This is a genomic window from Williamsia herbipolensis, from assembly GCF_000964005.1.
Lineage (GTDB): Bacteria > Actinomycetota > Actinomycetes > Mycobacteriales > Mycobacteriaceae > Williamsia_A > Williamsia_A herbipolensis.
In genome coordinates this window covers 73,017-88,234 of sequence record NZ_JXYP01000019.1, presented here as the reverse complement: position 1 = coordinate 88,234, position 15,218 = coordinate 73,017, and the positions used below count along the sequence as shown (strand labels likewise).

The following is a 15,218-nucleotide window of genomic DNA, read 5'->3' as shown; positions in this document are numbered from 1 at the left end:
ACCCGACCGCCCCGAGTGCCTCAGCTGGGTCGTGACGGTCGCTGCGACGCACAGCATCCGACGGCACAGCGGGCCCCGTTGTCGGTGCACCCGAGCCCGGCTGCGTCGGTGGTCTGCCCCTCGAGCTGATCAGTGATCAGCGTGACGATCATGTCGATGTAGCGGTCGTCGGTCCCGACGGTGCCCGCACGCGCCAGGGCGATCCCGACCTCGCCGGCCGTCTCGACCGCCTCGGTGTCGAGGTCCCACACCACCTCGAGGTGGTCGGAGACGAAGCCGATCGGGCACACGATCGCGGCCGCGGCACCGTCGGCCGCGATCGCCTCGAGGTGATCGCAGATGTCGGGTTCGAGCCACGGGATCTGCGGCGGGCCCGACCGGGACTGCCACACGACGTCGTGTGCGGCGAAACCGGCTGCGGCGGCAGCCTTCTCCGACGCGGCGGTGACCTGCCGGCTGTAGAGGTGTCCGCCGAGTTCCGGCGGGCCGGCGGCGACGTCGGCCGACACCGGGATCGAGTGGGCGGTGAACACCAGGCGCGCCTCGTCGCGGAGCTCGGCGGGCAGTCGGGTGCGGGCGTCGGTGATGGCGTCGGCGCACGCGCTGGTCATCTCCGGTCTGTCCCAGTAGTGCGGGAGCTTGCGAAGCGTGATCGGGTCGTCGGCCAGTCCCGGTGTGGCGGCGGCCAGCGACTCGAGCGCCCGCGCGATGTCCTCGTGGTACTGCGCGCAGCCCGAGTACCCGCCCCACGCCGACGTCGGGAACACCAGCACATGACGGTGGCCCGCGGCGTAGAGGTCGGCGACGGTGTCCTCCACCATCGGGTGCCAGTTGCGGTTGCCGAAGAACACCGGCAGATCGATCTCCGCCGCCGCCAGCGCGGCCCGCAGACGGTCGATGATGTCGAGGTTGAGCGCATTGATCGGTGACACGCCACCGAAGTGGAAGTAGTGCTCGGCCACCGCGTCGAGCCGCTCGGGCGGCACCCCGCGGCCCCGGGTGACGTTCTCCAGGAACGGTCGGACGTCATCGGGACCGTCGGGCCCGCCGAACGACAGCAGGAGGACGGCGTCGAACGGCGTGCCGGCTGCGGCGGTCATGAACCGGTGAAACCCTCGGGGAACCAGGTGTTGTGGCTCGCACCGCCGTCGACGTAGACGATCGACCCGGTGGTACCCGGCAACCAGTCTGAGAGCAGGGCGCAGATCGATTTCGCGACCACCGTCGGGTCGTCGACGTTCCAGCCGATCGGCGACGCGCCGTCCCAGTACTCGTTGAGCATGTTGAGCTGCTTGGCGTCGTCGGTCGCGGTACCCGCGATCGCCTTGGCGGCCAGGGTCTTGATGGGTCCGGCGGCGACGAGGTTCGACCGGATCCGCTTGGCCTCGCCCACCTCTCGCGCCACGTACCGGTTGACCGCCTCGAGCGCGGCCTTCGCGACACCCATCCAGTTGTAGTACGGCATGGCCGTGCGGGGATCGAAGTCCATCCCGACGATCGACCCGCCCTCGTTCATCACCGGCAGGACCGCGCGCGCCAGCGACGCGTAGCTCCACGCCGAGATCTCGAAGGATTTCGCGGCATCGGGGCCGGGGGCGTCGAGGAACGGCACCGCGTCGGGACCCATGAGGTTCTTGGGCGCCATGGCGATCGAGTGCAGGACGCCGTCGACGCCCTCCGGTGCGAGTTCGCGCACCTTGTCGGCGAGTTCGCCCAGGTTCTCCTCGTCGGTGATGTCGAGACCGATCGCCGGGGGCACCTCCTGCGGGAGTCGCTTGGCGATGCGGTCGATGAGACGCAGGCGCTGCGGGATGCCGGTGATGATCACCTTCGCGCCCTGCCCCTGCGCCATGGCCGCGGCGTGGAACGCGATCGACGAGTCAGTGATGATGCCGGTGATCAGGATGGTCTTGCCCTCGAGCAGTCCGCTCACGTGTGAACTCCTAGGTCGTCGGATGCGATGGAAAGTGGTTCGGTGGTGCTGATGTCGGCGTTCAGTGCCCCATGCCGAGGCCGCCGTCGACCGGGATGACGGCGCCGGAGACGTACGAGGAGTCGTCGGAGGCGAGCCAGCTGACCACCGCCGCGACCTCGTCGGTACGGCCCATCCGCTGTGCCGGGATCAGCTTGAGCGCCTGATCCTGGTACTCCTGCGGCAGCTCGGCGGTCATGTCGGTGTCGATGAAGCCCGGCGCGACGACGTTGGCGGTGATCGACCGCGAACCGAGCTCGCGGGTGAGCGACCGCGCCATGCCGATGAGACCGGCCTTCGACGACGCGTAGTTGATCTGTCCCGGCGTACCCATGGTGGCGACCACCGAGCCGATGAAGATGAACCGCCCGAATCGCTTCCGCAGCATCGACCGACACGCCGCCTTCGCCACCCGGAACGAGCCGGTGAGGTTGGCGTCGATGACCTTCGAGAACTGCTCCTCGCTCATCCGCATCAGCAGGGTGTCGTCGGTGACGCCGGCGTTCGACACCAGCACCTCCACCGGTCCCTGATGCTTCTCGACCTCGGCGAACGCCGCGGTGATCGAGTCGGCGTCGGTCACGTCGCACACGACGCCGAAGAGGCCCTCGGGCGCTCCCGAGCCGCGGTGGGTGACGGCGACCTTGTGGCCGTCGGCGGCGAGGCGCTGGGCGATCGCCAGTCCGATCCCCCGGTTCCCGCCGGTGACGAGGACCGAACGGGAGACCTTCTCCGGTCCGGCGGAGGGATTCCCCGTGGCGGTCGTCTCGGTCGAGGTCGTCGCAGTCTCTGTCGTGGTGGAGGTGTCTGCCATGACGGTCAACCTATCGGCCGGGCGCGGGCGGCGGACAACCGGCGCGCGGACTCCGTGCTCATGGCAGGCGCCGGTTCATCGCGATCGCACCGATCGCGGCGATCAGCACCAGGATCGTGCCCGCGATGACCCACGGGCGCGAGTTGTCACCGCGTCGCGTCTCGAAGCCGATCTGCTGCTGCAGGGTGTCGTAGACACTGGTCAGCTCGTCGAGACTCGACGCGGTGAAGAACTCGCCGCCGGAGAGGTTCGCGATGCGGTTGAGTGAGTCGTCGTCGACGGGCACCGGGATGCGGTCGCCCTCGAGATCGACGGTGCCGGTCCGGGTTCCGAAGGAGATGGTGTTGACCGGGATCTTCTCCTCCTTCGCCTTGCGGGCCGCGGTGAAGGCGCCTCGCGGGTCGTCGGGGTCGTCGGGCACGGTCTCCTTGCCGTCGGACTCGAGGACGATCCGGGCCGGTGGTGCGCCGGTGTCGCCGCCGAGGACGGCGTTGAGGGTCTTGATCTGCTGGATCGCGGCGAAGATGCCCTCGCCGGTCGCCGTCTTGTCGGCGAGCTGCAGTTTGTCGACCGCTTCCTTGGTGGCGTTGTGGTCCGGTGTCGGCGAGACCAGCGTGGCGGCGGTGCCCGCGTAGGAGATCAGCCCGAGGTTGATGCCGTCGGTGAGGTCGTCGGCGAACTTCTTCGCCGCCTGCTGGGCGGCCTCGATACGTGTCGGCGCGACATCGGTGGCGTTCATCGACCGCGACACGTCGATCACGAGGATCACCGTCGCCTTGTTGCGGGGGATCTTGCGGTCGGCCTGCGGCCCGGCGAGCGCGATGGTGAGCAGCAGCAACCCGACGAGCAGCACCGCTATCGGTGCGTGCCGCAGGCGGTTGCGCTGCGGCGGCACCACCGAGTCGAGGAGGTCGAGGTTGGCGAAACGGATGGCGCGACTGTGCCGTCGCCGCTGCATGTAGACGTAGCCGGCGGCGAGTGCCACGACGACCAGCGCCAGCAGCAACCACCACGGGGTGGCGAGATCGACCATGTCAGCGCCCCGTCCCGGCGCCCAGGCCCCGGCGGCGACGCACCACGAACCGGACCACGTCGGCGATCCAGTCGCGGTCGGTCCGCAGTGCGAGAGTCGGTGCGCCGCAGGTGCGCAACGTGCGATGGACCTCGTCGGAGTGGGCGCGCGCCGCGCGGGCGAAGTCGTCGCGGATCCTGTCGGTGACCGTCAGCTCACGCACCTGGCCGCTCTCGGCGTCTCGCAGCACGATCTCACCGACGTCGGGCAGTTCCATGTCGCGCGGGTCGAGGACCTCCACGCCCAGCACCTCGTGGTGGCCGCCGACGGCGCGCAGCGGTCGGGCCCAGTCGATCGGGCCGAGGAAGTCGCTGACGACGACGGCCAGCCCGCGGCGTCGCTCGGGGCGCCGCAGGGCCTCGATCGCGGCGTCGAGATCCCCGCGCACGCCGTCGGAGGCGCGGTGGGTGGTCGCGATGGTCTTGAGGAGGTTCAGCGCGTGCGCACGGCCGCCGCGAGCGGGGATCCGCACGATCTGGTCGCCGGTGGCGACGATCGCACCGATCCTGTTGCCGCCCCCGAGGGTGAGGTGGGTGATCGCCGAGCAGGCCGCGACGGCGAGATCACGTTTGGTGCCGTTGACCGTGCCGAAATCGAGACTCGCCGACATGTCGACGACGAGCCAGGTCTCGAGTTCGCGGTCGGCGACCATCTGTCGGACGTGGGCGTGCGTGGTCCGCGCGGTGACCGACCAGTCCATCCGCCGGACGTCGTCGCCGGGCTGATACATCCGCGCCTCGCCGGGCTCGGACCCCGGACCGGGGATGAGCCCGAGGTGATCGCCCTGGAGCACGCCGTCGAGTTTGCGTCGGACGGTGATCTCGAGGGTCTTCAGAGCCGCGGTCAGGGTCGGGTCGTCGAGAGTGCCCGCGCCGAACGACGGCAGACGGTCAGCGTCGGCCATCGGCGGCGTCGGTGCGACCGTGGGTCGGCGCCGGGTACCCACCGGTGGCCCGCGGATCCTGCTGACCGTACGGGCCCGGCCCGGGCGGGGCCTGGTGCGGCGCGGGCTGTCCACCGGGGTTGCCGACCGCCTGGGCGGGCATCGGCTGCTGGGGTGCCGGCTGACCCTGCTGGCGCGGGTTCGGCTGTCCACCAACGGGTCCGGGACCGGTGGGCTGGGCCGACACCTGCGGCAGCCCGACGGTCTGCAGCACGCGGGCGATCACCTGGTCGGCGTCGACCTCGTCGGCCAGGGCGTCGTAGCTCAGGACCAGCCGGTGGCGCAGGACGTCGGGGATGATCTCGACGACATCCTGCGGGATCACGTAGTCGCGTCCTCGCACCAGGGCCAGGGCGCGCGCGGCGGCGACGATGCCCAGCGTGGCGCGCGGCGAGGCGCCGTAGGACAGCCAGTTCGCGACGTCGGTCAGTCCGACGGTCTCCGGACGGCGGGTCGCGGTGATCACGCGGACGACGTAGTCGACGAGCGCGTGGTGGACGAACACGTTGGCCGCGACGCGCTGCAGTCGCACGGTCGACTCGGGGTCGAGGACGGCGTTCGCACTCGGCGGTACGTTGCCCATCCGGTAGACGATCTCGCGCTCCTCCTCGACCGAGGGGTAGTCGACGAGGACCTTGAACAGGAACCGGTCGCGCTGCGCTTCGGGGAGCGGGTAGACGCCCTCGTTCTCGATCGGGTTCTGGGTCGCCATCACGAGGAACGGATCGGGCATGGGGTAGGTGACGCCGCCGATGGACAGGTGCCGTTCGGCCATGACCTCGAGCAGCGCCGACTGCACCTTCGCCGGGGCGCGGTTGATCTCGTCGGCGAGCAGGAAGTTCGCGACCACCGGGCCGAGCTCGGTGTCGAACTCCTCCTTGCCCTGGCGGTAGATGCGGGTGCCGATGAGGTCGGTCGGGACGAGGTCGGGCGTGAACTGGACGCGCGAGAAACTGCCGCCGATGACGCGGGCGAAGGTCTCGACGGCGAGGGTCTTGGCGACGCCGGGGACACCCTCGAGCAGGATGTGTCCGCGGGCGAGCAGGCCGACGAGGATCCGCTCGATGAGCTGGTCCTGACCGACGATGACGCGCTTGACCTCGAACATCGTGCGCTCGAGCAGCTTCACGTCGGACTCGGTGAGGGCCGAGCCGCTCCCGTCACCGTTCTGCCGATCACTGCCGTCGTGCGTTTGCGCCACGCGAGATCCTCCGATTGCCGCCGGTGCGTCGAGTTTGACCTCACCGAGAGTAGCCGTACCCGCGAGCGGGACCCGGCCACCACACGTGCGAGGGAGGTGCTACCCGGTCAGTCGGACTACCGACGGCATCGCCCCGCTGGTGCGCAACGGCGAGATCTTGACGACGCTGCCCGACTGCGGCGCCTCCACCATCTGGTTGTTGCCGAGGTAGAGCGCGACGTGCTGGCTGGCGTTGGGGCCGTAGAAGATCATGTCCCCACGCTGCATCTGCGACAGCGGGAAATGCGGACCCGAGGTGTACTGGTAACCGGTGTAGTGCGGCAGCGAGATCCCGATGCCCGCGAAGGCGTAGATCATCAGGCCCGAGCAGTCGAAACCGCTCTTGTTGTAGTCGCCGTAGCTGTCGGCCACACCGCCGTCACGGATGCCCTTGGTGGGTCCGTTCGCGTTGCCACCGCCCCAGGCGTAGGTGACGCCGAGTTGCGAGAGCGCACGGTTGACGACGATCTCGACCGCGGCCGAACCGGTGACCCCGGGGGTGATCGAGGTGGCCCCGCCGGTGCCGGGCGAGGTCGTGGTGCCCTGATCGGTTCCGTCGAGGTCGGTGTGCGGTCGCTGGATCGACGCGACCACCGAGGCGAGGACCTGCTGAGCGGCGTCGACGGCGAGCTTCGCCGCGGCCTGGGCGGCCACCTGGAACGCCGACTGCGCGGCGGTGGCGATGGCGGCCTGCAACGGGTCGGCCGCGGCCGGGACACGCCCGGGCAGCGGAGCGGCGGCGTCCTGACGTCCGGGGACGACCGCGGCGACACCCTCGGGTGTCGGGGCGGCGGCTCCGGCCTGCGCCGGTGCTGCGCCGTTCTGAGCCGGCACGGCGGCGCGTCCGCGCAGTGCGTCGAGTTGACGCTGCGCCTCGTCGCGGGCGGCGGCCAGCGACGCCTTCTTCGCCGATTCGGACTTCACCGCGGCCATCGCCTGGGCGATCGCGCCGAGCGCGTCGTCCTTGCGTTGTGCGGCGGTCGACGTCGCCAACGCCGCCTGGCGACGTGTCGCGGTGGCCGTGGCGACCCGGTTGGCCTTCTCGTTGCGCGCGACCTTCAGCTTCTCGATCGTCGCCTGCTGGTCGCGGGTGAGCTGATCGATCACCCCGGCACGGTCGAGCACGGAGCCGGGGTCGGCGGCCGACAGCACGTTGGCGATCGACGCCTGGTTGCTGCCCTGGCGGTACAGGTCGCGGACGAAGTCGTCGAAACCCTTCTGCGCCTGCGCGATCGCGCCGTCGGCGCGGCTCAGGGCGTCCTTCGATCCCGTGACCGCGAGCGACGCGAGACGTTCCTGATCGCGGGCGTTCTGCAGGTCGACGAGGGTGCGGTTGACCGACTCACGTTTGAGTGCCACCGAGGCGTCGAGGTCGGCGAGGTGTTGATCGGTGTCGGCGATCTGGTTGATGAGCGCCGCGATGCCGGTGGGGCCGCGTGGGGCGTCGACCCCGGGCGCGGCGGTGGCCGCCCCGGACCCCAGGAGGCCGATGGCCACGAGGGTCGACAGGACGAGGGCCGACAGCAGTCGTACCCCCGATGCGGACAGACCGAACACGTGAGCGGCGGGACCCCGACGATCCCGAGCAGCGTGTGACGGGCGGCGCGGGCTCGACCACTGCGTACGTGATCGGCAGCCCGATGCGGAACGTCGCCTCACAGATGACTCCCTCGCAGAACTGACGTGCGGTCGCCGGCCGACGCCCCGAGAAGGCGCCGGACTCCAGTCGGAAACTCCGATCACGACCGCGAACTTGCGTCACGAAAGATGTCAACTTCCCCATCAACACCATCAATGACAGCTCGAACCGTACGCCACAATCGTCCCGAGTGAAACATGAGTCACAAATTACAATGGGGTGATTACCTGCGGATATGCCGTGAACTGGTGCTCATCACGAGAGCATTTCGGGAATCACAGAGGTGTCATTTCGTCGCGAGGCGACGGGGAGCGTCGTGATGCGTGGCGCGATGCGTGCGAACGGACGAATCAGACGCGCCCGGCGCCCGGTTCAGGCGTCGGGGGTCGAGGCCTTCGGTTCGGCGGAGTCCCCCGGCGTCGACGCGGCGGGCGCGGGGCTTGTCTGCGACCGCGTCGACCGGCGACGGCCGAGGATCCGGGCGGCGACGGCGCCGATCGCGACGACCACCACGAGCAGCACGGTGACGACCGTCCACGGGACCTGGGTCTGATCGGTCATCCGGTCGAGGATCTGGTTGGCCCCCACGGTCGGGTTCGAGACGTTCAGGTTGTCCTGGGCCTGCTCGAGTTGGACGCGGCTGAAGTCGTCGGACGCCGAACCGATGGTGTTGGGGCCGAAGACGATGACGGTGCCGCCGGTCTTCTCCTGCAGCGCCGTCGCGATGTCGCGGTAGTAGGTGAAGCGTGGCTGCGCCTCGGTGAGCACCACGAAATACATGTCGTGGCCCTCCGACTGCGCCTTCGTCACGACCTGGCGCAGACCGGCGGTGTCCTCGGCCGGTGCGTCGACGTGGTCGTCGGCCAGGCCGCGTTCGATGGCGCCCAGGTCGACGTCGTCGGGAACGATCGCGTGGAGCCCGGTCACCGTCTGCAGTGGACCTTCGTGGGCCGGGCTTGTCTGGTGCCACGGGAGCGAGGTCGGGGCCATGGCGTGTCGTTCCCTTCAGAGCTGACCGGTCGAGCCCGGTGCAACAGGCTCACATCAACAGGCACAGTACGACACAATCAAGACGCGCTGGGTCACCCGCTCGGTGACACCCACACCCGCTGTTCACCCGAACGCGCCGAGTTTTCACCGGGATCGATTCAACCAGTACGCGCGTACTGCTAGACTGGCGGCACGCATCGGGGTTCGTGTGACCGATGCCCCGCATACAGCGTCGGCCAGCCCGCCGGCGGCAAGTCGTCGGCCACGCCCAGCCGACCGAAGCGAGAGTGGAGTGTTCTGTGAGCTCGTCAATTGATTCATTCGGTGCCAAGGGAACGCTGGAGGTCGGTGAGAACTCCTACGAGATCTTCCGACTGAGCGCGGTCCACGGCGTCGACAAACTCCCCTACGCCCTCAAGGTCCTCGCCGAGAACCTGCTGCGTACCGAGGACGGCGCCAACATCACCAAGGACCACATCCAGGCGATCGCCGGATGGGACCCCTCCGCCGACCCGAGCGTCGAGATCCAGTTCACCCCTGCGCGCGTGATCATGCAGGACTTCACCGGCGTGCCCTGCATCGTCGACCTGGCCACCATGCGTGAGGCCGTGCAGGAACTCGGCGGCGACCCTGACAAGGTCAACCCCCTCGCACCCGCCGAGATGGTCATCGACCACTCGGTCATCATCGAGGCCTTCGGCAACGCCCAGGCGTTCGAGCGCAACGTCGACATCGAGTACCAGCGCAACGAGGAGCGCTACCAGTTCCTCCGCTGGGGCCAGGGCGCGTTCGACGACTTCAAGGTCGTCCCCCCGGGCACCGGCATCGTCCACCAGGTCAACATCGAGCACCTCGCCCGCTCGATCATGGTCCGCAACGGGCAGGCCTACCCCGACACCTGCGTCGGCACCGACTCGCACACCACCATGGAGAACGGTCTGGGCGTCCTGGGCTGGGGCGTCGGCGGCATCGAGGCCGAGGCGGCCATGCTCGGCCAGCCCATCTCGATGCTCATCCCCCGCGTCGTCGGCTTCAAGCTGTCGGGCGAGACGAAGCCGGGCGTCACCGCGACCGACGTGGTGCTGACCATCACCGAGATGCTGCGCAAGCACGGCGTCGTCGGCAAGTTCGTCGAGTTCTACGGCAAGGGTGTCGCCGCGGTGCCGCTGGCCAACCGCGCCACCATCGGCAACATGAGCCCCGAGTTCGGCTCCACCTGCGCGATGTTCCCGATCGACGAGGAGACGGTGAAGTACCTGCGTCTCACCGGTCGCAGCGAGGAGCAGCTCGCACTCGTCGAGGCCTACGCCAAGGAACAGGGCATGTGGCACGACGGGGAGAAGGAGCCGGTGTACTCCGAGTACCTCGAGCTCGACCTCGCGAACGTCGTCCCGTCGATCGCCGGCCCGAAGCGTCCGCAGGACCGCATCGAGCTGTGGGACGCGAAGAACGCCTTCCGCAAGGACATCCACAACTACGTGGACGGTGAGAAGGAGCCGCAGAAGAACGGCGAGAAGGCGCGGATGTCGTCGGAGGGCGGCCCCGCATCGGGCGGTGGCGCCGAGGGCGGCACCGTGAAGCTGCAGTGGGCCGAGGACGATTCCATCCCCAGCGCGGCCAAGGGTGCCGAGGGTCGTCCGTCCTCGCCGGTCCTGGTCGAGTCCACCGAGCGCGGCAAGATGGTGCTCGACCACGGCATCGTGTCGATCGCGTCGATCACCAGCTGCACCAACACCTCCAACCCGTCGGTGATGCTCGGTGCCGCGCTTCTCGCCCGCAACGCGGTCGAGAAGGGTCTCACCAGCAAGCCGTGGGTGAAGACGTCGATGGCGCCCGGTTCGCAGGTCGTCACCGGGTACTACGAGAAGGCCGGCCTGTGGCCGTACCTGGAGAAGCTCGGCTTCTTCCTCGTCGGCTACGGCTGCACCACGTGCATCGGCAACTCGGGCCCGCTGCCCGAGGAGATCTCGAAGGCGATCAACGAGAACGACCTCACCGCGACCGCGGTGCTGTCGGGCAACCGCAACTTCGAGGGCCGCATCAACCAGGACGTCAAGATGAACTACCTGGCGTCCCCGCCGTTGGTCATCGCCTACGCGATCGCCGGCACGATGGACTTCGACTTCGAGTCCGATCCGCTGGGTCAGGACACCGACGGCAACGACGTCTTCCTCAAGGACATCTGGCCCTCGGGTGAGGAGATCGAGAAGACGATCGCCGAGTCGATCTCGCCGGAGCAGTACGCGGCCGACTACGCCGACGTGTTCAAGGGCGACGAGCGGTGGCGCGGGCTGCCCACCCCGGACGGCAAGACGTTCGAGTGGGACGAGAAGTCCACCTACGTGCGCAAGCCTCCGTACTTCGACGGCATGGAGCGCGAGCCGGCTCCAGTGAAGGACATCACGGGCGCACGCGTGCTCGCGAAGCTGGGCGACTCGGTCACCACCGACCACATCTCCCCCGCCTCGACGATCAAGCCGGGCACCCCTGCCGGGCAGTACCTCGACGCCAACGGGGTCGAGCGCAAGGACTACAACTCGCTGGGTGCCCGTCGCGGCAACCACGAGGTGATGATCCGCTCGACATTCGGCAACATCCGGTTGCAGAACCAGCTGCTCGACGGTGTCTCGGGTGGATACACCCGTGACTTCACCCAGGACGACGCCCCGCAGTCGTTCATCTACGACGCCGCTCAGAACTACGCCGCGCAGGGCACCCCGCTCGTGGTGCTCGGCGGCAAGGAGTACGGCACCGGGTCGTCGCGTGACTGGGCGGCCAAGGGCACCAGCCTGCTGGGTGTCAAGGCGGTCATCACCGAGAGCTTCGAGCGCATCCACCGCTCGAACCTCATCGGCATGGGCGTCATCCCGCTGCAATTCCCCGAGGGCGAGTCGCACGGGTCGCTGAAGCTCGACGGCACCGAGACCTTCGACATCACCGGTATCGAAGAGCTCAACAACGGTGGCGTCCCGTCGACGGTCAAGGTCGTCGCGACCAAGACCGACGGCTCGACCGTCGAGTTCGACGCGGTCGTGCGCATCGACACCCCCGGCGAGGCGGACTACTACCGCAACGGCGGCATCCTGCAGTACGTGCTCCGCAACATGATCAAGAACTGACCCGACCGGTTCTCGATGTACGTCCACGCCCGGTGGGTTCGGCACACGCCGGATCCACCGGGTGTGTCGTATCCCCCCGTTCCCGTCCCACCCGTACCTGTCCACCACCGTCGACACAGGGGGTCGTCTCGTGCCGAAGGTCAGTGAGGACCATCTGGCCGCCCGCCGTCGCGAGATCCTCGCCGGCGCGCGGAGGTGTTTCGCCGAGTACGGCTACGACGGTGCGACGGTCCGGAGGTTGGAGGAGGCGACCGAGCTCTCGCGCGGCGCGATCTTCCACCACTTCCGGGACAAAGAGGCACTGTTCCTCGCGCTCGCCCACGAGGACGACGAGCGGATGGCCGATGTCGCCGCCGATCAGGGGCTCGTGCAGGTGATGCGCGACATGCTCGACCACCCCGAGGAGTTCGACTGGCTCGGTACCCGCCTGGAGATCGCCCGCAAGCTGCGGACCGATCCGGCGTTCCGGTCGGAGTGGCTCGAGCGTTCGGCCGATCTCGAGACCGCCACCCTCGCCCGCCTCGAACGCCAGCGCAGCGCGGGTCGGTTGCGTGACGACGTGCCGACCGCGACGATCGTCGCCTACCTCGACCTGGTGCTCGACGGGATGATCACGCGTCTGGCGTCGGGTCGCGACACCGACGATCTCCACGCCGTCCTCGACCTGGTCGAGGAGTCGGTGCGGCGGGGCACCGCAGGCTGACGTCGTGACCGCCGCAGTACCGGATCGCCCCGTCCCCGGGACGGTGGTGGCGATCGCGGACGGGGCCTCGATCACTCCGGTGTGGCGCAACGGAATCGGTGGCACGACCTACGAACTCGCCGGCAACCTACCGCGTCGGTTCCTGAAGTGGCAGCCGTGGAACCGCGAGGTCTCGGTGGCAGACGAGGTCGCCAAGCTGGCGTGGGCGAGGGCATTCGTCGTCGTACCGCGCGTGCTCGACCACGGGTCGACGGCCGACGCCGAATGGGTCGTCACCGAGGCGCTCGACGGGCGGAGCGCGGTCGCCCCTGAATGGATCGGCTCGCCCGAGGTGGCGGTACCCGCCGTGGGGCGTGGTCTGCGGCAGATGCACGACGCGCTACCGGTGGCCCAGTGTGGTTGGGCGTGGGGCGTGAGGGAACGACTCGAGCAGGCTCGCGCGCGCGGCCTCACGCTCCCTGAGGACCTCGACGATCCTCCGAGCGTCGACCGACTCGTCGTCTGCCATGGTGACGCGTGCACTCCGAACTCCATTCTGGCGTCGGACGGGACGCCGGCCGGGCACGTCGACCTCGGGTCGCTCGGAACCGCCGATCGCTGGGCAGATCTCGCCGTCGCGGCCGCGAGCACCGAATGGAACTACGGGCCGGGGTGGCGTCATCGCCTCATCGAGGCATACGGACTTGAACCTGATGAGAGGCGGATCTCCTACTACGAACGCCTGTGGAACCACACGTGAGATGCGCTGGAGAGTGGGCCGGTTCTCCCCCGCCAATCCACGGTGCGCGCTGATGGCCTCGGCTAACGTCACGGCCATGATGGCTCAGGAGTACCGGTTCGGCCCCGGCATAGCGATCGGCTACGGCGCGACGGCGATCGCCGCGGTTCTGCTGTTCGTCGGGTTGATCACGGGGACGACGTGGCTGTGGGTGCTCGCCCTCGTCCTCTTCGTGCTCACCGGCCTGTGGTGGGGTGGGCTACGGCGGCAGTTCTTCCCCCACGAGGGGCGGTCCCGGAACCGATGACCGCGTTTGTGCCCGAAACGTAAGTTCACTTACTTTGCCCCCGGCGGGGCGGATCGATCGTTACCATCGGGGTCACCGAGTGATCGCTCGGTCGTCTCTGATCGGAAGGCCCTCGATGTTCCCTGGAGTGTTCGCAGCGACCACCCCTGACGCACTGGCGGCGATCATGCCGTCGACCGGACAGCAGCTGACCTACGCCGAGCTGGACGACCGGTCCACCCGGCTCGCCAACCATCTCCACGGACTCGGGTTGCGCCGCGGCGACTGCATCGCCCTGGTCTCCGACAACGACCTTCGTGTGTTCGAGGTGTACTGGGCCGCACTGCGTTCCGGGCTCTACATCACCCCGGTCAACAACCACCTCACCGCTGCGGAGACCAACTTCATCCTCGACGACTGCGGTGCGCAGGTGCTCTTCGCGTCGTCGGCGTGTGCCGACTCCGTGGCCGACAGCGGCGCGGTGGCCTCGATTCGCCACCGCATCGCCTGGGGCGGACTCGAGGGCTTCGAGGACTACGACGAGGTCCTCGCCGCGGCGTCGTCCACCACGCCGACCGATCAGCCGCGCGGCCACGACATGCTCTACTCCTCGGGGACCACGGGTCGCCCCAAGGGCATCCGGCCGCCGCTCCCCGAGGGGCAGGTCGACGAGGTCCCCGACATCTACACCGCGATCTTCGCCCCGATGTACGGCTTCGACGCCTCGACCGTCTATCTCTCGCCGGCGCCGCTGTATCACGCTGCGCCGCTGCGGTATTGCGGGATGACCCAGTCGGTCGGCGGCACGGTGGTGGTGATGGACCGGTTCGACGCCGAGACGGCGTTGTCGCTGATCGACGAGTACCGCGCGACCCACAGCCAGTGGGTGCCCACCATGTTCGTGCGCATGCTGAAGCTGCCCGCCGAGGTGCGCGAGAAGTACGACGTCTCGTCGATGAAGGTCGCCATCCACGCCGCTGCGCCGTGCCCGGTGCACATCAAGCAGGCCATGATCGCGTGGTGGGGGCCGGTGATCGAGGAGTACTACTCCTCCACCGAGGCCGTCGGTGCCACCTTCATCAACAGCGAACAGGCTCTCGCACACCCGGGTTCGGTCGGCAAGCCACTCCTCGGCGTCATCCATGTGTGCAGCGACGACGGCGCCGACCTGCCCGTCGGTGAGACCGGCACGGTGTATTTCGAACGCGAGGCGCAGGCGTTCGAGTACCACAACGACCCCGACAAGACCCGTGCCGCACAGCATCCCGAGCACCCCCTGTGGGCCACCACCGGCGACGTCGGACACGTCGACGACGACGGATTCCTGTACCTGACCGACCGCAAGGCGTTCATGATCATCTCCGGTGGCGTGAACATCTATCCGCAGGAGGCCGAGAACGTGCTCATCGGTCACCCCGCTGTGTTCGACGTCGCGGTGATCGGCGTACCCAACGACGAGTTCGGTGAAGAGGTGAAGGCCTGCGTCGAACTCGAACGCGGGGTGGAACCCTCCGATGCCCTCGCCGAGGAGCTCATCGAGTTCACCCGGGCGTCGCTCGCGGCCTACAAGGCGCCGCGCACCATCGATTTTGTCGACGAACTCCCACGCACGCCCACCGGGAAACTGGTCAAGCGGGAACTCACCAAGCTGTACAAGTAAGAGGTTCAGGCGAGCTCGATGAGCTCTGTGACATCGCGGAGGAGCTCATCTCCGCACAGTGT

The 15,218-nt window shown here is 68.6% G+C and carries 13 protein-coding genes; 5 read left to right on the top strand and 8 right to left on the bottom strand.

Annotated features, from left to right (window positions below):
* Window positions 1-20: 20 nt before the first annotated feature.
* From TU34_RS09985 to TU34_RS09950, 8 genes are all read right to left on the bottom strand, one after another.
* On the bottom strand, window positions 21-1,100 hold the full coding sequence (locus TU34_RS09985) for a ferrochelatase (protein WP_045822721.1): 1,080 nt from the start codon (window positions 1,098-1,100) through the stop codon (window positions 21-23).
* A complete protein-coding gene (gene inhA / locus TU34_RS09980; protein ID WP_045822720.1) occupies window positions 1,097-1,933 on the bottom strand; it encodes an NADH-dependent enoyl-ACP reductase InhA in 837 nt (278 codons plus the stop codon). The genes TU34_RS09985 and inhA overlap by 4 nt, the downstream gene beginning before the upstream one ends.
* A 61-nt stretch (window positions 1,934-1,994) precedes the next feature.
* On the bottom strand, window positions 1,995-2,786 hold the full coding sequence (gene fabG1, locus TU34_RS09975) for a 3-oxoacyl-ACP reductase FabG1 (RefSeq protein WP_082080110.1): 792 nt from the start codon (window positions 2,784-2,786) through the stop codon (window positions 1,995-1,997).
* Window positions 2,787-2,844: 58 nt separating this feature from the next.
* A complete protein-coding gene (locus TU34_RS09970) occupies window positions 2,845-3,819 on the bottom strand; it encodes a VWA domain-containing protein (RefSeq protein ID WP_045822719.1) in 975 nt (324 codons plus the stop codon).
* Window position 3,820: 1 nt separating this feature from the next.
* Complete coding sequence (locus tag TU34_RS09965) at window positions 3,821-4,762, bottom strand: DUF58 domain-containing protein (RefSeq protein ID WP_045822718.1); 942 nt, start codon at window positions 4,760-4,762, stop codon at window positions 3,821-3,823.
* Entirely contained in the window at window positions 4,749-6,002 is a 1,254-nt protein-coding gene (locus tag TU34_RS09960; RefSeq protein WP_045822717.1) for an AAA family ATPase, read from the bottom strand. The genes TU34_RS09965 and TU34_RS09960 overlap by 14 nt, the downstream gene beginning before the upstream one ends.
* Window positions 6,003-6,101: 99 nt before the next feature.
* Window positions 6,102-7,598 (bottom strand): NlpC/P60 family protein, encoded by a 1,497-nt coding sequence (locus tag TU34_RS09955; RefSeq protein ID WP_045822716.1) that lies wholly within the window; start codon window positions 7,596-7,598, stop codon window positions 6,102-6,104.
* Between the two features lie 454 nt (window positions 7,599-8,052).
* On the bottom strand, window positions 8,053-8,607 hold the full coding sequence (locus TU34_RS09950) for an Rv1476 family membrane protein (RefSeq protein WP_052688851.1): 555 nt from the start codon (window positions 8,605-8,607) through the stop codon (window positions 8,053-8,055).
* 362 nt (window positions 8,608-8,969) lie between these two features.
* On the opposite strand from TU34_RS09950, the gene TU34_RS09945 reads away from it, so the two are divergent.
* The 5 genes from TU34_RS09945 to TU34_RS09925 all read left to right on the top strand — a co-directional run bounded on the left by TU34_RS09945 (window position 8,970) and on the right by TU34_RS09925 (window position 15,156).
* Window positions 8,970-11,789: an aconitate hydratase gene (locus tag TU34_RS09945; RefSeq protein ID WP_045822715.1), complete on the top strand. Its 2,820-nt coding sequence runs from the start codon at window positions 8,970-8,972 to the stop codon at window positions 11,787-11,789.
* 130 nt (window positions 11,790-11,919) lie between these two features.
* Window positions 11,920-12,492 (top strand): TetR/AcrR family transcriptional regulator, encoded by a 573-nt coding sequence (locus tag TU34_RS09940; RefSeq protein WP_045822714.1) that lies wholly within the window; start codon window positions 11,920-11,922, stop codon window positions 12,490-12,492.
* A 4-nt stretch (window positions 12,493-12,496) separates the two neighbouring features.
* Window positions 12,497-13,231: an aminoglycoside 3'-phosphotransferase gene (locus tag TU34_RS09935; protein ID WP_045822713.1), complete on the top strand. Its 735-nt coding sequence runs from the start codon at window positions 12,497-12,499 to the stop codon at window positions 13,229-13,231.
* A 52-nt stretch (window positions 13,232-13,283) separates the two neighbouring features.
* Complete coding sequence (locus TU34_RS09930) at window positions 13,284-13,517, top strand: hypothetical protein (protein WP_150116474.1); 234 nt, start codon at window positions 13,284-13,286, stop codon at window positions 13,515-13,517.
* Between the two features lie 115 nt (window positions 13,518-13,632).
* On the top strand, window positions 13,633-15,156 hold the full coding sequence (locus tag TU34_RS09925) for an AMP-binding protein (protein WP_045822764.1): 1,524 nt from the start codon (window positions 13,633-13,635) through the stop codon (window positions 15,154-15,156).
* Window positions 15,157-15,218: the final 62 nt, after the last annotated feature.

Excerpts from the sequence above, each read along its gene's own strand:
- TU34_RS09985 (WP_045822721.1), bottom strand. The coding sequence starts at position 1,100 with ATGACCGCCGCAGCCGGCACGCCGTTCGACGCCGTCCTCCTGCTGTCG.
- TU34_RS09965 (WP_045822718.1), bottom strand. The coding sequence starts at position 4,762 with ATGGCCGACGCTGACCGTCTGCCGTCGTTCGGCGCGGGCACTCTCGAC.
- TU34_RS09930 (WP_150116474.1), top strand. The coding sequence starts at position 13,284 with ATGGCCTCGGCTAACGTCACGGCCATGATGGCTCAGGAGTACCGGTTC.
- TU34_RS09925 (WP_045822764.1), top strand. The coding sequence starts at position 13,633 with ATGTTCCCTGGAGTGTTCGCAGCGACCACCCCTGACGCACTGGCGGCG.
- TU34_RS09970 (WP_045822719.1), bottom strand. The coding sequence starts at position 3,819 with ATGGTCGATCTCGCCACCCCGTGGTGGTTGCTGCTGGCGCTGGTCGTC.
- fabG1 (WP_082080110.1), bottom strand. The coding sequence starts at position 2,786 with ATGGCAGACACCTCCACCACGACAGAGACTGCGACGACCTCGACCGAG.